Source organism: uncultured Mucilaginibacter sp. (assembly GCF_903893715.1).
GTDB lineage: Bacteria > Bacteroidota > Bacteroidia > Sphingobacteriales > Sphingobacteriaceae > Mucilaginibacter.
Genome location: NZ_CAITNG010000155.1, coordinates 12,624 through 35,949 on the forward strand (window position 1 = coordinate 12,624; position 23,326 = coordinate 35,949).

The following is a 23,326-nucleotide window of genomic DNA, read 5'->3' on the forward strand; positions in this document are numbered from 1 at the left end:
AACACTTTGTGCAGATGACGAAAATGCAAGGATTATAAGGCCAATTGTAAACAAGGCTTTTTTCATAACACTATACCGCAATAATGTTTACTATTTAAAAACGTAACCTATTGAAAGGTTAGCCGTTTCATTTGTAACAGTGTTGCCGTTTGTATCGAGGTTACCTTTGCCAATGCCCCAGTTTAAACGAAGCAGCCATCCTTTGTTTAACACAAATCCGCCTGTTACATTTACCCCGTAATCAGGGTTTTTATAATCGCCGGCGGCGTTACCAAAAACAATGCTGTTGTTTTGGCTGCTCGATGAAGAGGCCCCATTATAGGTTTGGGTATTGGTTATATTGTCGGAACCGGAAATGCCTAATGCTATGTAAGGTCCGCCACCTATAAAGACTTTGCCTTTACCCGCATCGATGTGCAACAAAACGTTAAAAGGGACCTCGATGTATTTTAGGTTGATATCTTCAGTGCCATTGTCATTAAAGGTTACTCCGTTTGAGGTAAAGGATTGCGAAACATCATAATGGCCGCCTTTTGTTGTAAACAACAGGCCCGACTGAAATGTGATATTGTGTTTATTATGGAACTCGGCAAATGCGCCCAAACTAAAGCCTGTTAAATAGGACGACGAGGTGCCACCGCCAATACTTGATTGTAACAGTGATTCGTTCAACCCGGCCTCAACACTATATTTAATGGCAGGTATTTTTTCCGTTTGGGCGAACAGTAAATTAGCAAGGAGAACAAAAGCTATAGCAGGTAGTAGTTTTTTCATAAAGCGAGTTTCGGTCAAAAATAAATATCATTTGTAGTTCAAAATCGAAGCTTAAACGCAGCCGATGCTGAATTATTGGACAATGATACTCTTTTTAACAATTTTTGATGCAATAAAAGCGAATAAACCTTGTATTAGTCCGGATAAGACACCAAAAAAAGGCCCGAAGATGAGCATTTGAATACGGGGATGGTTATGTAGGGGGCCACTTTGGAACATCTGGACAACCTCCTGGTGGTGGCTGGCGTATGAGCTATAGTAGATTACGTGGACAACGGTTATCCAAACACAGTTAAACAGGCTCAGCAAAAAACCATATTGAAAATAGTTGGCCGAGCATGTTTTTGCAATGAACCATGAACACAATGAAAAAACAACTATCCAGAAAATAGGTTCAAACTTATACGGGATAAGCGAAATGGTTCCAAAAGCCATTACCAGGCCGAACAACGAGAGTTGAAAAAGAAGTTTCCAGTTCATGACAGTGAATGAAGATTTAAGTTTAGCGTTCAGTTAGTTAGGTTAAAGGTAGCGAATAATTTATATTCCCAACAGGATAAAACTTGAGCGCAGCTTTTACGAAACCCATATTTTAACCACATAAATCACCTATATTTAAGAGCTAAACAAAAAACGCACAATGATTTGGTACGAAGACGAAGTTAAACGACTGGAGGCCGAACGCCTTAAATACAAATACGCCCCTGAAACAATATTTTATGGTAGCTCATCCATCAGGATGTGGTCATCCCTTTATACCGACTTTGCCGATTTCAAACCAGCCAATCTGGGGTTTGGCGGGTCGACCATGGCTGCCTGCGTTTGGTTTTTTGAAAGGATATTTCTTTCCATTAAGCCGAAACAAATTATTTTGTATGCCGGCGACAATGATTTGGGCGATGGCCGACACCCCGAGGAGGTTTTTATATTTTTTCAGCAAATACTGGCGCGTATTAATGAAAGCTTTGGCGATATCTCATTTGCATATATTTCCATCAAACCAAGCGTTGCGCGTATGGCGATTGCAGAGAGCATAAAATACGCGAACAAATTAATAGCTGGCGAAATGGCAAAATATCCCAACATGCAGTACATTGATGTTTATACACCAATGACCGATGCCGCAGGCAACCCCAGGCGCGAACTTTTTTTACCCGACGGTTTGCACATGAGCAACAAAGGTTATGAGTTATGGAAACCGCTTGTTTTTAACTATTTGGCTGGTTTAGAACATTTTTAACAATTTATTAACCCACATAGGTATGCTTACCGATTAGATTTGGTTTCGAGATGCAAAGGGAGTATCATAAATGGTTTAGCGAACGCTTACAGAAGAACATGGAATTGCTGGTTTTTGGCCATGCAGGTGCCCGTGTTATTTTTTTCCCCACAAGGGGCGCGCGCTTTTATGATTATGAAAACTGGCGCGTTATTGAAGCCATAAGCGATAAAATAGAAAATGGCTGGTTGCAGGTTTATTGTGTAGATAGTGTTGACCACGAAAGTTTCTACAATTTTTCGGTGCACCCTATCGAAAAGCTGAACAGGCACCTGCAGTACGAGCAGTATATATTGAATGAAGTGATTACACTTTCGCAAAAAAACAATCCAGATTCGCCTTTGTTTTCTGCCGGATGCAGCCTGGGCGCTTACCATGCCGTGAACATAGCGTTTAAGTACCCGTATTTGTTTAACAAAACCGTTGGCATGAGCGGTCGGTACGACCTGACGAAGCCAATGGGCGTTTTTGTAGACCTGCTTGAAGGTTATTATGATCAGGACATCTATTTTAACATGCCCAACCACTACCTATCGAATATGGGCGATGAATACCTGTTAAATAAGTTAAAACAGATGGAAATTATTTTAGCGATAGGACAGGAAGACGCTTTTTTAGATGACACCACGCATTTAAGCGAAGTTTTGTGGAAAATGAACGTGCCAAATGCGCTGCATATTTGGGAAGGTGAGGCGCATAAACCGCGTTATTGGCGTAAAATGGTACAACTTTATTTATAGTTAACAAGTTTTAGGAATAAAATCATTATTTAATGCGTGTTATTGTGCAACTAATTTTATTTAATATACTTTTGCTTAAACATAAAATTAAAAATTAACAACAAGCATGAACATTTTTGTAGGTAGTCTTCCGTTTAAAGTTGAAGAAAGTGAATTAAAAGAAGTTTTTGAAGAATTTGGTGAAGTTTCTTCGGTAAAAATCATCACCGACAGAGAAACCGGCCGCAGCAAAGGTTTCGGTTTTATCGAAATGCCTGATGATGAAGCAGCTCAAAAGGCAATTGCCGAAGTAAATGGTGCCGAATTGTACGGAAGAACCATTGTTGTAAACCAAGCTGAAGAGAAAAAAGAACGTACCGGCGGTGGTTTTAACCGTGGCGGTGGCGGCGGTGGTTTCAATCGTGGCGGCGGTGGCGGCGGCGGTTTTAACCGTGGCGGCAGCGGTGGCGGCGGTTTCAAAAGATAAGCCTTACAACCTGTAAACCTACGGGTAGTTAAGTACTGCTTTTAGCGCTGGATTTTTTATTCCCCGGATTTTAACTTTTCCGAACGATACACCTATTTTCAACCCCATTGATATACAATATATGTATGTCAGTGGGGTTTATATTTTCCATCCGCTCATTTATGGCTTGCAAACAGTGCTGCCAAAGCTTTCAATTCAGCCTCAGTTATTAAATCGGGGTGATTAAACTGTTGCCCGATCAGGGCGTTTGGAAAAACAATGGTGCCTGCGGTGGTTTTTACTACCACGCCATCATCATAAGCCAAATGACCATTATAATCGCCAATCAATGGGTTGATGTGCGATAACCTGATCAACAATTCAACTATGGCATAGGTAGGTAAGGTGTTTTTTGTCACGCCGCTAAGATAAGTTAATGTATTATTAATGTTTAATTAACATTTTGTTAACTATGCCAAGGTGCTTAACATTGGTTTTAACCAGCTCATTATAAAAACCCTATAAAACAGCAAAGCCTCCTGATGGGCAGGAGGCTTTTACTAACCAATTATAAACCTAAATTATGAGAAGAGCTGTAGGAGAAGGAGTCGAACCTTCACGGAGTGGTTATTCTTATTGCTAAGAGTTTCCCAGGGTCTCCGCCACCGCGACGAGGAGGTGTGTCTGCCAAAGTTTCACCATCCTACAGTATGTTTCATTTTAATTTGGTTATCGCAACCAAATTGCTGTTGGGGAAGGAGTCGAACCTTCATGGAGTGGTTAGCCCGCTTCGGGTTTTCCAGGATCTCCGCCACCGCGACGAGGAGGTGTGTCTGCCAAAGTTTCACCACCCAACAATATAATTTAAAGAACTTTTAAGCTTTTTAGGTTGTTTGCTATAGCACAAATTTAATCAGCTTATCCTTTCGTTGCAAATATTTTAACAAAATATTTGTATTTTTATACAATTTTTAATTAAACTTGTATTTATATAGATATTTAAAAATTTATGTCGCACAAGAAAGCCCAAAATTTAGAAATTGATAATTTAGATATACAAATTTTATCGATTTTAATGAAAAATGCTACTACCCCCTATACGGAGATAGCAAAAGACCTGATTGTATCGGGTGGCACCATCCACGTACGTATGAAAAAGCTTGAGGAGATGGGCGTTATCAAAGGCGCCAACCTCGAGGTCGACCCGCAAAAACTGGGCTACGACATCTGTGCTTTTTTAGGCATCTACCTGGAAAAAGGTTCCCAATACAACGAAGCCGTTAAGCAGCTCAAAACCATCAAAGAAATTGTAGAGCTGCATTACACCACCGGCAGCTGGAGCATCTTTGCAAAAATTATTTGCCACGATACCAACCACCTGCGCGAAGTATTGAACGAGCAGATACAAAGCGTTAAAGGCATACAGCGTACCGAAACCTTTATTTCGCTCGAAGAAAGCATCAAAAGGCAAATTACGCTCGATTGATCGTTCGGTGGGCTTAAAAGGTATTATACGGGCTTCATCACAGCCCTTTAACTATTTCCGTGGCTATCTTTCCTCTTTCGTAGATACTTTTGCACTTATAGGGATGGCTTTTTACAACCCGCCCACTTTGTGGTGGCAATGTTAGCCGTGTTCTAAATTTGACCTATTTAACTCATTGTCCTTCAGTGAATCGCCGCCACAAAACCAATTTAGCTTTTTAAATAACTCCAACATTCGAACAAGGTCTGTTCGGTCTGGCCCATTTTCGTTTATTCCAAAAACCATTCCATAGTCATCCCATAGACAAAATATACCAATTGATGATTTGACAATTATTTAAAATTTTGGTAACAAACCTGTGGCAATACACCCTAACAGTCAAATAATTAAATATATTTAGGGCAAACAAAAACTGACTCGCAATGAAGAAACTTTTACTTTTCTGCATTGCCCTGCTTTTAGTGCACCTATCACAAGCCCAGGTAACTTACCCTGTAAACGGCTCGTGGGATGTGCGGCCGGGGCAATATGCATTCACTAACGCTACCATAGTTGTTAGTGCCGACCAAACCATTACCAATGGTGTATTATTAATTAAAGACCGCGAGATTGAAGCCGTGGGTGCCGGCATTGCCATACCCAAAGGCTATGTAACGGTCGATTTAAAGGGGAAGTACATTTACCCCGGCCTGGTTGATGCCTATACAACCTATGGTACTCCCGAAGCAGCAAGGGCAGCCTTTGGTGCCGGCGGAGCAGGTGGTGGTGGCGGTTTTGGCCGTATCGCGGTCCCTGTTTCCACAAAAACAGGCCCTTATGGCTGGAACGAAGCCATTAAGCCCGAAATGACAGCCAAAGCGGTTTTCCATGTGGATGCCACCAAAGCCGCCGACCTGAAAAAGATCGGTTTCGGTGCCGTGCAATCCTTGATACATGATGGTATTGCCCGTGGTACATCAATTGCCGTTTCGCTGGGCGATGAGCGCGACAACGAAGTAATGCTGAACGATATGGTTGCAGCGCACTACTCCTTTAGTAAAGGTACTGCCGCTACCAACTATCCTTCATCGTTAATGGGCAGTATCGCGTTATTGCGCCAAACCTATTATGACGCGGCCTGGTACAAAGCACAAAAAGAAGAATACAATATCTCGCTCGACGAGTTCAACAAAACACAAACCCTCCCGCAAATATTTGAGGCTACCGACCCCATCAGCATTTTACGTGCTGCCAAAATAGGCAAGGAGTTTGGCAAGCAATATATCTTTAAAACCGACGGTAAAGAATACCAGCGCATCGACGCGATGAAAGCTACCGGTAGCGCGTTCATTATCCCGCTATCTTTTCCATCGCCTTATGATGTGGAAGACCCTATCGATGCCCGTAACGTAAGCTACGCGCAAATGAAAGATTGGGAACTGGCCCCAACCAACCCCGCTACGCTCGAAAAAGCAGGCATCCGCTTTGCCATTACAACTTATGGTTTGGATAATACCACCTCATTCTGGACCAACCTGCAAAAAGCTATTGATTATGGCTTGACCGAAAAAACGGCTTTCAACGCTATTACCACCGTACCGGCCGAAATGCTGGGCATATCCGATAAGGTAGGCACCATTGCCAAAGGCAAACTGGCCAACTTTATCATCACCTCGGGCGGGTTGTTTAAAAAAGACAACGTAATTTACGAAAACTGGGTGGAAGGGCGCCAGTACGTAGTCAGCAAAATGGACGTTACCGATATGCACGGTACTTATACATTAACCGGTGTGGGCCTCAGTGGCATCAGCTTAGGTCTTGGCGGTACCGGAAGTACGTATACTTTATCTGTTAACCGCGCTGCCGACAGCGTGCGCGCGCAAGGTACATTCACCCGAACCGGCGATGGCGTGAGCTTCTACTTCGATTTAAAAAGCAACCCGAACGGTTTTATCCGTTTAAACGGTGCCATCACTAAAGCTTCGCCTATTACATTGAGCGGTTTGGCTGTGATGCCCGATGGTAGTTCAACTCCTTGGTCGGCTGTTTACAGCGGCCCTGCGCCTGCGGGTGGTGGCGGCTTTGGCGGTCGTGGCGGAGGCGGTGCCGCTGCTGCAGCAACCAAACCTGCTATAAACGTTGGCCCGGTTGTATATCCCTTTGTTGCTTTCGGCAATACAGAAGTACCAAAAACCGAAACCGTTTTGTTTAAGAACGCAACCGTTTGGACCAACGAAAAAGACGGCATCCTAAAAAATACCGACGTATTGATAGAAGCCGGTAAAATAAAAGCCGTTGGCAAAAACCTTTCGGCAACGGGCGCTACCGTTATCGATGCCACCGGCAAACACATCTCGGCAGGTATTGTTGATGAGCACTCGCACATCGCCATTACCGGTGGTGTTAACGAAGGCACCCACGCGGTTACCGCCGAAGTACGCACCGGCGATGTATTGAACTCGGAAGATATCGAGCTTTACCGCCAGTTGGCCGGTGGTGTTACCACATCACACATCCTGCACGGCTCGGCCAACCCAATTGGTGGGCAGTTACAGGTTATCAAACACCGCTGGGGCGTATTGCCCGACGAAATGAAGTTTGAAGGTGCCGATGGCTTCATCAAATTTGCATTGGGCGAAAACGTAAAACAAAGCAATAATAACGTACAGTTTGGCGCTACCTATACCCGTTTCCCGCAAACCCGTATGGGCGTTGAGCAGGTTTATGTGGATGCCTTTACCCGCGCCAAAGAATACAAGGCCGCAAGGGCCGTAAAAGGCAGCAACGTTCGCCGCGATTTGCAATTAGAGGCACTTGCCGAAATTTTGGATCAGAAACGCTTCATCACCTGCCACTCGTATGTACAATCCGAAATCAACATGCTGATCCACGTGGCCGATTCGATGGGCTTTAAGATCAACACCTTTACCCACATTTTAGAGGGCTATAAAGTGGCCGATAAGATGAAAGCGCACAACATAGCCGGCTCTACCTTCTCCGATTGGTGGGCTTATAAAATGGAGGTGGTTGAAGCCATCCCATACAATGGCAAGTTGATGCACGAAGTTGGCGTGGTAACAGGCTTTAACTCGGATGATGCCGAAATGGCCCGCCGCCTGAACCAGGAAGCAGGTAAAGCGGTAACCTACGGTAACATGAGCGAAGAAGAAGCCCTGAAACTGGTAACCCTTAACCCTGCCAAAATGCTGCACATTGATAATAAAGTGGGCAGTATAAAAGTAGGTAAGGATGCCGACGTGGTTTTATGGTCGGCCGACCCGCTTTCTGTTTATGCTGTTGCCGAGAAAACTTTTGTTGATGGTGTAAGGTATTGGGACATGGAGCAGGACATGGCCAAACAAAAAGCCATGAAAGCCGAAGAGGGCCGTTTGATACAAAAAATGATAGAGGCTAAAAGCGGTGGCGCCAATACACAAAGGGCTGCCGGTCCGCGTCGCCGCCAATACGAGTGCGAAACCGTTGAGGACGACGAAGCCGAATTTGTATCAGGATTAGGTACATCAACAAATTCAGACCAACATTAATCCCTGTCATATCATGAAAAAAATATTTTTAAGTTTAGGAGGATTATTGCTGGGCACAATCCTTACTTATGGGCAAGCAAATATTTCGCCCGCCAAAGCACAAACACAATCCATCGCCATTGTTGGCGCAACCATACACGTTGGCAACGGCCAGGTGATCGAGAATGGTTATATCACCTTCGCTAAAGGTAAAATAACCGGCGTTGGCTCGGGCACGGCCACAGCCGATGTTGTTATCGATGCCAAAGGCAAACAAATTTACCCTGGCTTTATCTGCCCCATCACCACCTTAGGTTTGGTGGAAGTTGAAGAAGGCGCGCGCGGTACCGTTGATGACGCCGAAACCGGCGAAATGAACCCCAACGTACGCTCGCTGATCGCTTTTAATACCGATTCGAAGGTAATACCAACCGTGCGCTCCAACGGCGTTTTGCTGGCACAGCCAACCCCTTCGGGTGGTTTGATCTCGGGTCAGTCATCGGTAGTACAACTCGATGCCTGGAACTGGGAAGATGCGGCCTATAAAAAAGATATGGCCATCCATTTAACCTGGCCAGTATCACGAGGTGGTGGTGGCCGTCGTGGCGGCGGCGGCGGACGTTTGGCCGCTGTGGCCGGCGCCGGTGCTACCGAAACACCTGCCGAACGTGCCCAGCGCGCGTTAGACGAGATGGACAAGTATTTCGCGGAAGCAAAAGCTTACTCCGAAATAGCCAAGCCCGAAGTAATCAACCTGCGTTTCGAAGCCATGAAAGGCTTGTTTAACGGCACCAAAAAACTGTTTGTTAATGCCGATGGCGTAAAGGAAATACAGCAGGCGGTAGCCTTCGCCAAAAAGTACAGTTTGGACGAAGTGATTGTTGGCGGCAAAGAATCGTACCTGGTGATGCCCTTGTTAAAAGACAATAACATCCCGGTCATCATCAAGGAAACACAAGCGCTTCCCGACAAGGAAGAAGACGATGTATACCTGCCCTACAGCCTGCCAAAAATATTGCAGGACGGCGGCGTTTTGTACGGATTAACAGGTATCGGCTTTTGGCGCCAGCGCAACCTGCCCTTCGAAGCCGGTCAGGCCGTAGGCTTCGGTTTGACCAAAGAACAGGCTCTTAGCATGATCACCATGAACAACGCCAAAATACTGGGTATTGATAAAACAACCGGCACCCTGGAAGCAGGTAAAGATGCCAACCTGTTTATATCAACCGGCGATGCTTTGGACATGATCAGCCTGAATGTTGAAACCGCCTTTATACAAGGCCGCAACATCAACCTCGATAACCTGCACAAACAGCTGTATAAAAAATTCAGCGATAAATATGGTTTGAAACCTTAAATCAGATTCCCCATTAACCAACGAGCCCCGTAACGTATGTTGCGGGGCTTTTTTAGGGCAAAAAAATTTCCGGGAAATAAACCCGTCGATAATGTCGTTTAAGACAAAACGGTCGCCACAACGGTAATTTCTATAAAATAAGGCGCAAATACTTTATTTTAGCCATAATTGACACGTATGTTATATCCGGAAAACAGCATATCCTGTATTATAAATAGTTTGACTAAGGCATTGCTGTTTGTTTTATTTTGCGCATATAGTGATGGTTTATTTGCCCAGGCACCAAACATCAGCTACCAAACACCACAGATATATAATACAAACACATTAATTACGCCCCTTGTGCCAACAAATACCGGTGGGCCGGTGCCGCCCGCAATTTACGGGCAGGTAAGCACGCTTGCGGGCTCGGGTGCTAAAGGTTCGACCGACGGACAAGGGACCGCAGCCAGCTTTACAAACCCAATTGGCGTAGCTACAGACCAAAGCGGCAATATTTTTGTGGCTGATACTTACAGCCACCTGGTTAGGGAAATAACGCCCGGCGGCCTGGTAAGCACCTTGGCGGGAAACGGGGGCAGCGGCGCAAAAGACGGGCCTGCTGCAACGGCTTCGTTTGGCGAGCCTACGGGTATAGCCGTTGACGTTGCAGGCAACGTTTATGTGGCCGATGAGTTAGACAAAGAAATAAGAAGGATATCGAACGGCGCTGTTACTACCTTTACCAAAACGGGGTTTGTAACCTATACAGGTGGAGGATTGGCTTTTTTCAATAATCCTATTGGTTTGGCGGTAGATGGCGCGAGCAATGTTTATGTAGCGGACGAAAACAGCAACATCATCGAAAAACTTACGCAGGCCGGCAGCGCGACCATATTGGCAGGCGGAGCGCCGGGCTTCAATAACGGTACCGGCGCAGGCGCAAGTTTCGACCATCCCTATGGTATTGCTATCGATGGTTCGGGAAATATTATTGTTGCCGATTATCTGAATGCCCTCATCCGCAACATTACGCCGGCCGGCGTGGTTACTACTATTGCAGGCGGCGGGCCCGTTGCCAAAACAAATGGCGTAGGCACTGCGGCAAGTTTTTCCGATCCGCTTGGCGTATCGGTCGATATTATCGGCAACATTTATGTAGCCGATAAAAGCAACAACCTCATCCGAAAGATTACGCCTGCAGGCCTCGTTTCAACCCTGGCAGGCAGCGGGGCGGCTGGTGCAACTAATGGCATAGGTACTGCCGCGAGTTTTAACTTCCCGATAGGTGTGGCAAACGATTTGATTGGCAGCTTGTACGTAACCGATCAAAATAATAACCTGATCCGTAAAATAAGCCTTACAGGGTATAAAATTGATAAGGCATTGCCGGCCGGCTTGGTTTTCGACCCGACGACGGGGATTATAACCGGCACGCCAACAGTGGCCACACCGGCAACAAATTATACCATCACCGCCTATAATTTGGCAGGCAGCAGCAGTTTTATAGTCAACATCGAAACCTTCGCCGGTATCACATTTAATGCCATTCCTGCCAAAACCGTTTGCGATGCCGACTTTGACCCGGGCGCGACCAGTACTTTGGGCTCGGCTATAACCTATACCAGCAGCAACACTGCCGTTGCAACCATAACCGGCGGCAAGGTGCATATCTTAGGTGCCGGCTCAACGCTTATTACTGCATCAAACGGCATAGGATCCATCAGCGACAGCCTTATTGTTACAGCCCCTCCTACTCCAACTGTTACCATTACAGCCAATGTAACTTCTATTTGTGCCGGTACGCCTGTTACATATACCGCTGTAGCAGTAAACGGTGGCAGCACTCCGGTGTATCAGTGGTTGGTTAATGGTATGGGTGCCGGTACAAACAGTCCCACATTTGTGAGTACCGCTATAACAAAAACCGACGTTGTACAGTGTATAGTATCGGTTACCAGTGGTTGCCCGATTAGTGGCTCATCAAATAAGCTGACGGGCATTATCGTTACACCCAACACTGCCCCGGCTATCAGTATACAATCATCAGTAAACGGCCCCGTTTGCAATGGTGCCAGCATAACTTTTACAGCAGCATCTACAAATGCCGGTACAAACCCTTATTACCAATGGCAAATTAACGGCGCAAATGCCGGCAGTAACAGTACAACATTTACAGGTAATACTTTTGCCAACGGCGATTTAGTGACCTGTATTTTAACCAATCAGGGCGGCGCCTGTCTAACAACTTCAACAGCAACATCAAATGCTATTACTATCAGTTTATCCGCCCCGCCCAACCCTTCGCCATCGGTTACCATCGGCGCGTCGGCAAATGGGGTTTACACCAATACCTCGGTCACTTTTACAGCGGTTACAGCAAACACAACCGGCGCTACTGTAGCCTACCAATGGATGATAAACGGAAAAAATGTCGGCGCAAATGCTCCAACACTTACAACAAGCACATTAAAAAACAACGATGTGGTGAGTTGTGATATTACGGCTATCATCGGTTGCTCGGTATCCGCTTTGAGCGAGCAGATCACCATGAATATACTTCCGATACCACCGGTAGTTATACCAAACACATTTACACCCAATGGCGACGGGATAAATGATACCTGGAATATTTCGAATCTGGCTTACTACCCTACGTCAACAATCAGCATCTACAACCGTTACGGAACGTTGCTCTATCAATCGCGCGGGTATAACGTGCAATGGGATGGCACATATAACGGAAAACCCTTGCCCGAAGGCACCTACGCTTATATTATAGACCTCGGCACAGCGGGCAAATTGAGTGGTTCGGTTTCCATCATAAGGTGAAAATTATTACCAATACCCGGCCTTTTGCCATCCCAATCCCATATTCCATTTACCTCAAAATCAGTGTTGTAATTGTAAATAAATAAACTTACCTTTGCGCCTCGAAACAATATAGCGCTGCATTGGTTTATCCTCAAACAGACATGATATTACCGCCATCCGTTTTTAACCCCTGCCGGTTATTCAGTATTGTGTCAAATTAGTTTAGTATTTTAAGTTAAAGTACAATTTTAATATAAATTGACTGTTTGTATTTATATCACAATTATTTGATTACATTGTACGGCATTGACTGCTCAATGCATTTATCCTTCAGCATTAAAAAATGAGACAACTCAAAATTTCCCAATCCATTACCAACCGCGAATCTCAGTCGCTTGATAAATATTTGACCGAGATTGGCAAAGTAGATCTGATAACCGCTGATGAAGAGGTTATTTTGGCACAAAAAATACGGGAGGGGGATCAGGCCGCTTTAGAGCGTTTAACCAAAACAAACCTCCGTTTTGTTGTGTCGGTTGCAAAACAATACCAAAACCAGGGCCTAACCCTTGGCGATTTGATAAACGAAGGTAACCTTGGACTGATTAAGGCTGCAAAACGCTTTGACGAGACCAAAGGCTTTAAATTTATATCGTACGCAGTATGGTGGATCCGCCAGTCGATTTTGTCGGCTGTTGCCGAGCAATCACGTATTGTGCGTTTACCCTTGAACCAAATCGGTTCGCTAAATAAAATACGTCAGGCTTTTTCCAAACTGGAACAACAATACGAACGCGAGCCATCACAAGCAGAGCTGGCCGAGATATTGGAAACCACTGAAGATAAGATATGTGATTCGTTGAGCAACTCAGGCCGCCATGTATCTATGGATGCGCCATTTGTGCAAGGCGAAGAAAATACCTTGCTTGATGTATTGCAAAACAATGAGCCCGGCACAGACGATTTCCTGATGGACGAATCGCTTTCGCAAGAAATTATGCGTTCATTGGTAACTCTGGCCGAGCGCGAGCGCGAAGTGATTGTGCTGTTTTTTGGCTTGGGTAACAATTACCCGCTATCGTTAGAAGAAATAGGCGAAAAATATAACCTGACCCGCGAACGCGTGCGCCAGATAAAAGACAAAGCCTTACAACGTTTGCGCCATACCTCAAGGAGCAACTTGTTGCAATCATATTTGTAAGCGGAAAACGCTGTTTTAAAAAGGGGGAGAAAGTTGATTTCTCCCCCTTTTTTATAGTTTAATTTAATACCGATCGGTATTATTTATAAAAAAACCCAACTGTTTTGATTGTTTTTTTGCTAATGTAACGTACAGTTTACAATAAATACAGCAATAAAACGACATTTTAATTAAACCGTTTATCATTAAAACCGTCCAATCATTAAAAAATTTATAAAAACCGGTGTTTATATGTAAGCATAATAAAAGGTTTTCAATAAAATTGACTTTAATTTATAATTTTTACAATAATTAAAATAATTTGTTGATAATAATATAATGTATTACCTTTGCTATTGAAATTAATGTATTAAAACAATCAAATCATTATCATTATGAAAAAGTTAATAATTCTAATTTCTGTATTCTCGTTAGGATTTGGATTTTATGCGAAAGCGCAATATATAGGTGCACAAGACCTGCCTGCAGATATCAACCAGGATTTTTCTGCTAAATACCCTAACCTGACCAAGGTTGATTGGGAAAAGGATGGCAAACACTATAAAGCGACTTTCACAGTAGAAAAATCGGCCCACGAAGTGGTGTACGACCAAAATGGAAAAGTTGTATCGCAACAATTCGGTTTGCCTGTAAGCAATCTGCCTACAGGTGTGTTTAGTGGTCTGAAAAAGAATTTCCCTGATTTGCAGGTACAAGACGCTAATCAAATTGAAGAAAAAGGTTATGTTTCGTATCAGGTAAGTTTAAAAGACGAAAACAACGCCGTTGAAAAAGTAATCATGGCTGCCGATGGCCGCGTGATCAGGACGGTTGCAGAAGACCAGCAATAATGCGACTTTAGAGAAATTAAAAATTTAAAGACCCTGCACATGCAGGGTCTTTTTTTTGTGCAACATTTTTTGCGTTTTAAAGTTATATCCCTAAATTAATTGTGCTTATCATAAATCAAAAAAAGACGATCGTACAACCATGGGCTATGTTTTTTTACTGCATAAGTATAGTAGTAAGCGCGCTGCCCTTTTACAATTGCCGGCTTTGCCGCCAAACAGCAAACATTAAATAAAGAATTGGCAACCACATATACTATAAAAGCGTATATTAAGTTATACATTTAAAGCTTAATAGTTAAAACATTGGAAAAACTATAATGAATAAGTACCTGCTACTGACATTCATTCTATTGACCTCTTTAGGATTGCATGGACAAAACTGCCCTCCTAACATTGGTTTTGAAAACGGCGATTTTACCAATTGGGAGTTATCGTCGGGATATGTTGCAAGCGACGGCACTTTTTTATTAACGCCTACCGGCACAACCCCTGTAGCAGGCAGGCAACAAATTATCAGCAAAACCAGCAATCCGGGTGTTGATATTTATGGGGGATTTCCTCAACTATGTCCTAACGGAAGCAACTACTCAATAAAACTGGGAAATACCGACGTGAAACCGCCGTATCCGCAAGGTGTGGCCGAACGTATATCATATACCTTTACCGTACCCACTAACCAAACGGATTATACCATAGTTTATAACTACGCTATTGTGTTACAAGATCCGGGTCCTAATTCAGTTCAGCATACCATGCCCGAAAAACCAATGTTCTCGGCCGAGATATATGACGTGGAAAGTAACCAATATATCACTTGCGCATCGTTCAGTTATAATGCCGGTTCCAGTTTACCGGGATTTACCGCAGCCAGCGGTGGAAACCAGTCGCAGGGTATTGTTTACACCAAAGGATGGACCCAATCGTCGATAAGCCTGAGGGGCTATGGCGGTAAAACGGTACGTTTGGAATTTAGCGCCCGCGATTGCACACCCGGAGGCCATTTTGGCTATGCCTACATTGATGTGAATGAGCCTTGCGGTGCGGCCATAACCGGCAATAACTATTGCCTGAACGAAAAAGGAATGACCTTGTACGCGCCGACCGGCTTTAGCCAATATAACTGGTACAATTCCGATTTTTCGAAACTTTTGGGCACCGGCCCAACGTTAACGCTAAACCCTGTACCGCCAGATCAGACAAAAATAGCGTTGGCAACAGTGCCATACGCTGGCCTGGGCTGCCCTGATACCATTTACACGGTTATCAACGCCATTAACGCGACGTTTAATTTCACCGTTCCCGATTCTGTCGCGATGTGTTCAGCGCAGCCCACTTACGACCTTACTTCAGGTGCGGTAACGAGTGGCAGTAGCGGCAATTTGGCCTACAGTTATTATAAAGACCCGAATGGCCTCGACTTCCTTCCATCGCCAAATGCTGTTACGCCGGGCACCTATTATATCAAGGCCATAAACCCGTCCGGCTGTTCGGGCATTTTACCTGTTAAGGTGGTCGTCAACAACCCTATCATAAAAATAAACGCTCCTACTACGTTTACATACCCCACCGGTATCGACCTTTCATCTGTTTTCGTAAAAGACACGTCACTGACTTATACCTATTATTACGATTCGAAGGCGACCAAGCCTATTCCGAATTTCACCAATGTGCATTATACCGGCACCTATTACATAAAAGCCACCTCTAAGTATGGTTGCTTTACCATTACATCCGTAAATATTACCGTAAACCCGCCGCCGCCGCCAATCATTACCGGGCCAAACACCTTTACGCCTAATAACGATGGCGTTAACGATACCTTTAATATAAACATAAAGGGTTATGGAGAGTTTGGCAGCTTGAAGATACTGAACAGGTACGGCAAAGAAGTATTCTCTACAACCAGCATTGAAACGGCCTGGGATGGCAAATACCTGGGTGAGCCCCTGCCTGTTGGCACATACTATTGGTTATTTACCGGCACCAATACGTACGATAGGTCGCCGGTGCATGCGGCGGGTTCTATTACCCTGCTCAGGTAACTAAACTTTGATAATGATTTTCTTTTTGTAAAAAATCCACACGATGACAAACCAAACCAAAACGACTGTTATCGCGTAAGCTAATGAGGCGTTTACCGGCGAGAAAAACGGTTTAAAATAAGTATTGAACAGGTGCGCGCTCAATGATACTTCTTTGGCATCCTGTACTTTTATCATATTTAACGAACGTGCTACTACCCCCGATGCCACAAACACAAAAATGGCATTGGTGCCAAAGGCCACAAAAGGCGCGGTTAATTTTTTATAGCCATGAACGTCAATCAACCAGTAAAACAGAGCAAGGAAAGTGGTGGCCAGGCCACCGGTATAAAGCACAAACGAACTTGTCCATAATGCTTTATTGATGGGGAATGCCAAACCCCATATTTTGCCGGCTATAATAGCCAGCATACCAATGGTGAACATCCAAACCACTTTGTTTGCGTCATCTTTGTCTTTACGTTTTAGCCAGGTGCCTGTCAAAATTCCAAACAGCACGGTGGCTACCGCGGTCATGGTGCCTAACAAACCTTCGGGGTCCCAGGTAACCGAAAACTTCCACAAATGTGCCGTGCCAAATACCGAGCGGTCTATCCAGGCGCCCAGGTTGGTTTGAGGATTCAGGTTGGCCGGGCCAAAACCGGGCACAGGTATAAAACACATCAGGATGTAATACATTACCAAAAGGATACCAAATAACCAAAGCTGCGTTTTGCGCGTGGTTTTGATGTAGATAAAACCGGCTATACCAAACGATACGGCGATGCGCATCAATACACCCGGTATGCGCATGGTTTGCAATACCGACAAAAAACTCTGGAAAACACCAATAGTCTGCACATTTGCAGGTTTAAAATATGGGAAGCCCGACATACCCAGAGCCAATAAGGCCAAAACTACGGTTCGCCTTAGTAAGTTAAGCAATAAACCTTTTTGTTGCGCCGGGTCGGCCTTTTTACTTTCCATTGCGAAAACAATAGAAACACCTACGATGAACAAAAAGAATGGAAATATCAGGTCGGTTGGTGTACAGCCGTTCCATACGGAATGCTCCAGTGGTGCGTAAACATTGTCGCTGCCGGGGTTGTTTACCAGTATCATGGCGGCTACCGTGGCCCCACGAAATACATCGAGCGATAAAAGGCGTTGCTTAGGTTGTTGGGTCATTATTGGCTGTTGTATTACAACCTAAAGCTAACATTTTTAAGCCAAAATGTTAAACCCGCATTGGCACACTAATTTTTTATATTTGGAAAGATGAACAGCAACCTCCAAAACTTATTTAAAGCGGCGCAAAAAAAGGAACGACTGGGCGTGGGCTTAATGTCGGGCACATCGTTGGATGGATTGGATATTGCCTTGTGCCGGTTTAAAGGCAATGGGTTAAGTACGGTTTTTGAACTGCTGGAATTTAAAACGGTTGACTATACTGATGACCTGAAACACGATATAAGGCAGATATTCTCGCGTAAAATGGTGGATTTGGAGAAGCTTTGCATCCTGAACGATTACATTGGCGATTTTCACGGGAATTTGGTTAACGGGGCCTTAAAGGGCTGGGCAGTTGATAAAAAAACAGTTGACTACATCGCCAGCCACGGCCAAACCATATACCATGCGCCAAAGCGTTTGCACGGGCAGCCACAATACCCCAATGCTACGCTGCAAATTGGCGATGCCGACCATATCGCGGTGCGCACGGGTGTATTGACGATAAGCGACTTTAGGCAAAAGCACCTGGCCGCGGGTGGCGAAGGCGCTCCGCTTGCCCTTTACGGCGATTATATTTTGGCCAGCAAGGCCGGCGAAGACCGCATTTTGTTGAACATAGGCGGCATCAGTAATTTTACCTATTTACCCGCCGATGGCGACGGACAGAAAGTGGTTTGCAGCGACATAGGCCCGGGCAATACACTTATAGATGCCGCCTGCAAAAAATACTTTGATAAGGATTATGATAAAAACTCGGCAATAGCCTTTACCGGGAATATTGACCATTCGTTGCTCAAAGCCTTGTTGGCTCATCCGTTTTTTGAGGAGAGCCTGCCGAAAACAACCGGCCCTGAGTTGTTCAATTTGGAATATGTTGAACGCGCACAGCAGCTGTCGGAAACAAAAGGCGTTGCGCCAAAAGATTTGATGGCTACCTTAAGTGCGTTTACCGCGACCGTTATAGCGAACACGCTTTATGCGTATAATGCGGGAGCAAAGGTTTTTGTAAGCGGCGGCGGTGCCCGCAACCCGTTCATTATGCAGCATCTCCGAAAGCTATTGCCCGATGTGCTTATCGCGAAGACGGATGCGCTGGGTATACCGGCCGATGCCAAAGAGGCTATCCTTTTTGCGCTGCTGGGCAACGAGGCTATATGCGGCGAACCCATCCGCATAGGTAAAAACCCGGCCACATTGATGGGAAAGTTTAGCTTCCCCATATAAACTACGCTGATATTTTCTTGTATATTCGCATAAAAATCAACCGATATGAATTTCTATACCTTTGTTAAAATGCTGCATTCCGGGTTCAGGTATGTGGTATTTGTGATGGTGCTTATCGCCATAGTGCAGGCTTTGCTGGGCTGGTTCGGTAAAAAAGCTTATACCGAAGGCAACCGCAAAATAAACCTGTTCAGCATGATTGCGGTGCATACGCAAATTTTGATAGGCTTATTGCTGTATTTTTTAAGTCCGTTTGTGCAGTTTACCAGCCAAACCATGAAGGATGATACTACCCGATACTGGACGGTAGAACACATCTGCATGATGATATTTGCCATGATATTGGTAACTATCGGGCATAGCCGTGCGAAGAAAATTACCACGCCCGAAATGAAGCATCGCGCCATCGCCATTTTTTACGGGTTGGCACTGTTGGTCATTGTTATGGCTATAGTACAAAGCCACAGGCCGTTAATAGGCAGTTAAGCCAAAAACCGCATTCCCGATAGGAATAATAGGGAAAACAGCGATATTTAGTGTCAATTTGACACTAAATTATTTTTGTAAAAAATTTGTTTATTCAAAAATGTTTCTAAATTTGCATCCACAATGATCAAAAACGCCCATAACCTAAGCTGGTGGCACCTTACAAAAAAGGTAGCCGGGAATGTTATTTGACCGATTGGACAACTAAACAATTTTAAACCTAATAGAGAATCCGGCAATCCCCAATTGACCGGATTTTTCTTTTATATACTTTTGCCGACAAACAAATGAAAACATACAAACTAACAACCACCTACAAAAAACTATTGGCCGATACCACCACCCCGGTAAGCATTTACCTGCGCCTTCGCGATGTGTTCCCGAATACGTTGTTGCTGGAGAGCTCGGATTACCATAGTCGCGAAAACAGCATGAGCTATGTTTGCTGCGAGCCGATTGCCGGCTTGGTACTGAACAATGGCGAACTTCAAAAAAAATATCCCGACGAAAGGGTTGAAAGCTGCCCGGCCGGTAGTTTTGACCTGGTAAGCGAAGTGGAAGACTTTTTGAAGGCTTTTGAAACAGAAGAAACCGGGCTTAAAATGATATCGAACGGTTTGTTTGGTTATTTTACGCACGAAGCCGTGGAGCATTTTGAAACCATTAAGCTGAAGAAGGTTGTTGATAGTCCAACGGCTATCCCCACCATGCAGTACCATGTATACAAGTACATCATCGCGATAGACCATTTTAAGAATGAGCTGTATATTTTCCAAAACCAATATGGTGAAGCGGATGAAGAAGGTTTGCAGAAGGTAGAATACCTCATCAAAAACAAAAACTTCCCTGAATATAGCTTTGAAAGCAATGGCCCCGAAACATCGAACCTGACCGACCAGGAGTTTATGGATATGGTGGAGAAGATGAAGAAACACATTTTCCGCGGGGATGTATTCCAGATTGTGCCATCGCGGGCATTTTCGAAACCGTTTTTGGGCGATGAGTTTAATGTATACCGAGCCTTGCGTTCCATCAATCCGTCGCCATACTTGTTTTATTTCGACTACGGCAATTTCAGGATATTCGGCTCGTCGCCCGAGGCGCAGATCACCATCAAGAACCGTGTGGCAAGTATTTTCCCGATAGCGGGCACCATTAAGCGCAGCGGCGATGATGAGAACGACGTGAAGCAGGCTTTAAAGCTCCAGGCCGACCCCAAAGAAGCGGCAGAGCACGTGATGCTGGTTGACCTTGCCCGTAACGACCTGAGCCGCCATTGCGAAGGTGTGCATGTGCAGGCTTTCCGTGAGGTGCAGTACTACTCGCACCTGATACATTTGGTATCGCATGTAAGCGGTAAGTTGAAAAAAGGTGTGTCATCGTTTAAAATTGTGGCCGATACTTTCCCGGCAGGCACCCTGAGCGGCGCACCCAAGTTCCGTGCGATGGAGATCATAGACGAGAACGAAAAGACCAAACGCAGCTTTTACAGTGGCGCTATAGGCTTTTTAGGTTTTAACGGCGATTTTAACCATGCCATTATGATCCGCTCGTTTTTGAGCAAAAACAATGTGCTGCATTACCAGGCCGGGGCGGGTATTGTGGCGGATTCCATCGCGGAAAGCGAAAAAAATGAGGTAAACAACAAAATAGCCGCCCTGCGTAAAGCATTGGAAATGGCCGACACCATTAACGCGCCCGTGGAGGTGGCCAATTAAACAGAACCATGAAAATATTGATCATAGATAATTACGACTCGTTTACTTATAACCTGGTGCATTTGGTGAATGAACTTGGCCTGCAATGCGAGGTTTGGAGGAACGACAAGTTTGAATTGGCCGATGTGGCGCAATTTGATAAAATCATCCTCTCGCCGGGGCCCGGCATACCGTCCGAAGCGGGTTTATTGCTGGATGTAATTAAGACCTACGCGCCCACTAAAAGCATTTTTGGTGTGTGTTTGGGCCAGCAGGCCATTGCCGAGGCCTTTGGCGGAAAGCTGTATAACCTGAGCAAGCCGATGCATGGCATTGCCACGCCCATCAAAGTAATTGATACCGATGAGCGGCTTTTTAAGTACCTTCCCGATGTGTTTAAGGTAGGGCGCTATCACAGCTGGGTGGTTGCCGAAGAAGGTTTGCCCGATTGCTTTGAGGTAACGGCCGTTGACGAGCAGGATGGCTCGATCATGGCGCTGAGTCATAAGGAGTTTGATGTGCGGGGCGTACAGTTCCACCCGGAGTCGGTGCTGACAGAGCATGGCAGGGCAATGATGGGGAATTGGATATATGCGGCCCCCTAACCCCCTAAAGGGGGAACTGTTGACGGCTTAATATTAAATCAATTAAATTTAAATTCTCTTCTCCCCCTTTAGGGGGTCGGGGGGCTGGGTTAGGGCTCATGAACATACTCGATAAAATAGTTATCAATAAAAAAAAGGAAGTGGCGGCGGCGAAGGCGCTCACTTCTGTCGCCGCTTTGGAGGCTTCGGAATTGTTTGATAGGGATACCTATTCCTTCCGCGATTTTTTGCTTGACCCGGCTCGCACCGGCATCATTGCCGAGTTTAAGCGCAAGTCGCCATCGAAAGGCATCATCAACGATAAGGTATCGGTTGAAGAGGTGACGACAGCTTATGCGGCGGCAGGGGCCTCGGCTATATCGGTGCTGACAGATTGCGACTTTTTTATGGGCGCGCAAATAGATCTTCACCGCGCACGTGCCGTAAATAAAGTGCCGTTGCTGCGCAAGGATTTTATGATAGATGAGTACCAGATTTTGGAAGCGAAGGCCTGGGGCGCGGATATCATACTGCTTATTGCCGCCATACTTACCCCCTCTGAAATAAAGGGCATGGCCGCCCTTGCCAAAAGCTTAGGGCTTAACGTATTGCTCGAAGTACACAACCTGGAAGAATTGCAACGCAGCATCGACCCGAACCTGACGGCCATTGGCGTAAACAACCGCAACCTGGCAGACTTTACGGTTTCGGTGGAAACATCTTTCAAACTATATGAGCATATCCCGCAGGAGTTTTTAAAGATATCAGAAAGCGCCATCAGCAATACAGAAACCATCAAAAAATTGAAAGCGGCAGGCTTTAACGGCTTTTTGATCGGGGAGAATTTTATGAAAGAAGCAGACCCGGGGCTTGCGATAAGGGAGTTTGTGAGGTATCTTTGAGGTCAGAGGGCGGAAGTCAGATGTCAGAAAAAAATAACATGGGCATAATTGAGATAAAGGACATTCAGTTTATAGGTAACAGTGCCATGATGCTATTCCTCTCAAACGACCGTACATTTATTGTCCCTTTAGATAAATTCGAAAAAATCGCTCAATTAGATGCAGAACAAAGGGCAGATTATGAAGTGATAGACGGAGATAGTCTTTCCTTTTTAGCTATTGATGATATTTATAGTATTTATGAATTGATGGGGTTGTGAAAACACGATTTATAGTGGACGCATCGGGCAACAAAATCGCAGCCATCGTGCCTATCAAGACTTATCAAACGATGCTGGAAGAACTTGAAGATATAGATGAGGTTAATGCATACGACAGGGCCAAACGCGGAAACCAAAGCCGCGTGCTTTTAAGCGATTACTTAAAGTCCAGAAAGTCTAAAAATTCTTAGATCAGGTCAAAATTTCGTATTTTTGTATTTGGCAAAAGCGGGGGTAACCGGGAAAAATAAACTTAAATAGAATACCCATAAATACCCATAACCTGCGCAGGGCTACCAAATGTTAATTTGATAATAGAACCTAAAAACAAAACCAAAATACACCCATAAATACCCATATTTTTTGATTTTGTCCCGTCCTAAAATAGGTTGACTAAAAAGAGTCAACAAGATGGAGAATGAGAGCGTTAAATTAAAAAGGAGAACCCCGGCTGTACATTACAGCGAAGGGTTCAAAAAGCGGGTAGTACAGGAATATGGCCGTGGGCTGT

At 44.8% G+C, this 23,326-nt stretch carries 21 protein-coding genes; 17 read left to right on the forward strand and 4 right to left on the reverse strand.

What is annotated here, in order from left to right; all coding sequences use genetic code 11:
• Window positions 1-90 precede the first annotated feature (90 nt).
• Together QZX97_RS18610 and QZX97_RS18615 are read right to left on the reverse strand one after the other, a co-directional pair.
• Entirely contained in the window at window positions 91-774 is a 684-nt protein-coding gene (locus tag QZX97_RS18610; RefSeq protein WP_295651442.1) for an outer membrane beta-barrel protein, read from the reverse strand.
• A 72-nt stretch (window positions 775-846) separates the two neighbouring features.
• A complete protein-coding gene (locus tag QZX97_RS18615; protein WP_295651444.1) occupies window positions 847-1,254 on the reverse strand; it encodes a hypothetical protein in 408 nt (135 codons plus the stop codon).
• A 160-nt stretch (window positions 1,255-1,414) separates the two neighbouring features.
• On the opposite strand from QZX97_RS18615, the gene QZX97_RS18620 reads away from it, so the two are divergent.
• The 3 genes from QZX97_RS18620 to QZX97_RS18630 all read left to right on the forward strand — a co-directional run bounded on the left by QZX97_RS18620 (window position 1,415) and on the right by QZX97_RS18630 (window position 3,259).
• Entirely contained in the window at window positions 1,415-2,014 is a 600-nt protein-coding gene (locus tag QZX97_RS18620) for an SGNH/GDSL hydrolase family protein (RefSeq protein ID WP_295651446.1), read from the forward strand.
• Between the two features lie 50 nt (window positions 2,015-2,064).
• Window positions 2,065-2,793 (forward strand): alpha/beta hydrolase-fold protein, encoded by a 729-nt coding sequence (locus tag QZX97_RS18625; RefSeq protein WP_295651448.1) that lies wholly within the window; start codon window positions 2,065-2,067, stop codon window positions 2,791-2,793.
• Between the two features lie 106 nt (window positions 2,794-2,899).
• On the forward strand, window positions 2,900-3,259 hold the full coding sequence (locus QZX97_RS18630) for an RNA-binding protein (protein WP_295651450.1): 360 nt from the start codon (window positions 2,900-2,902) through the stop codon (window positions 3,257-3,259).
• Between the two features lie 155 nt (window positions 3,260-3,414).
• On the opposite strand, the gene QZX97_RS18635 is transcribed toward QZX97_RS18630, so the two are convergent.
• Window positions 3,415-3,657: a hypothetical protein gene (locus QZX97_RS18635; protein WP_295651452.1), complete on the reverse strand. Its 243-nt coding sequence runs from the start codon at window positions 3,655-3,657 to the stop codon at window positions 3,415-3,417.
• Window positions 3,658-4,247: 590 nt separating this feature from the next.
• On the opposite strand from QZX97_RS18635, the gene QZX97_RS18640 reads away from it, so the two are divergent.
• From QZX97_RS18640 to QZX97_RS18670, 7 genes are all read left to right on the forward strand, one after another.
• Window positions 4,248-4,724 (forward strand): Lrp/AsnC ligand binding domain-containing protein, encoded by a 477-nt coding sequence (locus tag QZX97_RS18640; RefSeq protein WP_295651454.1) that lies wholly within the window; start codon window positions 4,248-4,250, stop codon window positions 4,722-4,724.
• Window positions 4,725-5,146: 422 nt separating this feature from the next.
• The gene (locus tag QZX97_RS18645) at window positions 5,147-8,248 is read left to right on the forward strand and encodes an amidohydrolase family protein (protein WP_295651456.1); all 3,102 of its coding nucleotides are present in this window, start codon (window positions 5,147-5,149) and stop codon (window positions 8,246-8,248) included.
• A 13-nt stretch (window positions 8,249-8,261) separates the two neighbouring features.
• Window positions 8,262-9,584 (forward strand): amidohydrolase family protein, encoded by a 1,323-nt coding sequence (locus QZX97_RS18650; RefSeq protein ID WP_295651458.1) that lies wholly within the window; start codon window positions 8,262-8,264, stop codon window positions 9,582-9,584.
• A 219-nt stretch (window positions 9,585-9,803) separates the two neighbouring features.
• Complete coding sequence (locus QZX97_RS18655; RefSeq protein WP_295664905.1) at window positions 9,804-12,395, forward strand: gliding motility-associated C-terminal domain-containing protein; 2,592 nt, start codon at window positions 9,804-9,806, stop codon at window positions 12,393-12,395.
• Window positions 12,396-12,720: 325 nt separating this feature from the next.
• Window positions 12,721-13,578 carry an RNA polymerase sigma factor RpoD/SigA gene (locus QZX97_RS18660; protein WP_295651461.1) on the forward strand — a complete coding sequence of 286 codons (858 nt, stop codon included), beginning with the start codon at window positions 12,721-12,723 and terminating at the stop codon, window positions 13,576-13,578.
• Between the two features lie 374 nt (window positions 13,579-13,952).
• Window positions 13,953-14,408, forward strand: a complete 456-nt coding sequence (locus QZX97_RS18665; RefSeq protein ID WP_295651462.1) for a PepSY-like domain-containing protein — start codon at window positions 13,953-13,955, stop codon at window positions 14,406-14,408.
• 317 nt (window positions 14,409-14,725) lie between these two features.
• A complete protein-coding gene (locus QZX97_RS18670) occupies window positions 14,726-16,450 on the forward strand; it encodes a gliding motility-associated C-terminal domain-containing protein (RefSeq protein WP_295651464.1) in 1,725 nt (574 codons plus the stop codon).
• On the opposite strand, the gene QZX97_RS18675 is transcribed toward QZX97_RS18670, so the two are convergent.
• A complete protein-coding gene (locus QZX97_RS18675; RefSeq protein WP_295651467.1) occupies window positions 16,451-17,617 on the reverse strand; it encodes a DUF5009 domain-containing protein in 1,167 nt (388 codons plus the stop codon).
• A 90-nt stretch (window positions 17,618-17,707) separates the two neighbouring features.
• Between QZX97_RS18675 and QZX97_RS18680 the strand changes: the two genes are divergently transcribed.
• The 7 genes from QZX97_RS18680 to QZX97_RS18710 all read left to right on the forward strand — a co-directional run bounded on the left by QZX97_RS18680 (window position 17,708) and on the right by QZX97_RS18710 (window position 23,006).
• Window positions 17,708-18,886 (forward strand): anhydro-N-acetylmuramic acid kinase, encoded by a 1,179-nt coding sequence (locus QZX97_RS18680; protein ID WP_295651469.1) that lies wholly within the window; start codon window positions 17,708-17,710, stop codon window positions 18,884-18,886.
• A gap of 45 nt (window positions 18,887-18,931) precedes the next feature.
• Window positions 18,932-19,372, forward strand: coding sequence for a cytochrome B (locus QZX97_RS18685; RefSeq protein WP_295651471.1), 441 nt, complete (start codon window positions 18,932-18,934; stop codon window positions 19,370-19,372).
• Between the two features lie 287 nt (window positions 19,373-19,659).
• Window positions 19,660-21,090: an anthranilate synthase component I family protein gene (locus QZX97_RS18690; RefSeq protein WP_295651474.1), complete on the forward strand. Its 1,431-nt coding sequence runs from the start codon at window positions 19,660-19,662 to the stop codon at window positions 21,088-21,090.
• Window positions 21,091-21,098: 8 nt separating this feature from the next.
• Complete coding sequence (locus QZX97_RS18695; protein ID WP_295651476.1) at window positions 21,099-21,674, forward strand: aminodeoxychorismate/anthranilate synthase component II; 576 nt, start codon at window positions 21,099-21,101, stop codon at window positions 21,672-21,674.
• Between the two features lie 98 nt (window positions 21,675-21,772).
• Window positions 21,773-22,555: an indole-3-glycerol phosphate synthase TrpC gene (gene trpC, locus QZX97_RS18700; RefSeq protein WP_295651478.1), complete on the forward strand. Its 783-nt coding sequence runs from the start codon at window positions 21,773-21,775 to the stop codon at window positions 22,553-22,555.
• Between the two features lie 38 nt (window positions 22,556-22,593).
• On the forward strand, window positions 22,594-22,815 hold the full coding sequence (locus QZX97_RS18705; protein WP_295651480.1) for a DUF2442 domain-containing protein: 222 nt from the start codon (window positions 22,594-22,596) through the stop codon (window positions 22,813-22,815).
• Window positions 22,812-23,006, forward strand: a complete 195-nt coding sequence (locus tag QZX97_RS18710) for a hypothetical protein (protein ID WP_295664907.1) — start codon at window positions 22,812-22,814, stop codon at window positions 23,004-23,006. Before QZX97_RS18705 ends, QZX97_RS18710 begins: the two co-directional genes overlap by 4 nt.
• The last annotated feature ends 320 nt before the right edge of the window (window positions 23,007-23,326 follow it).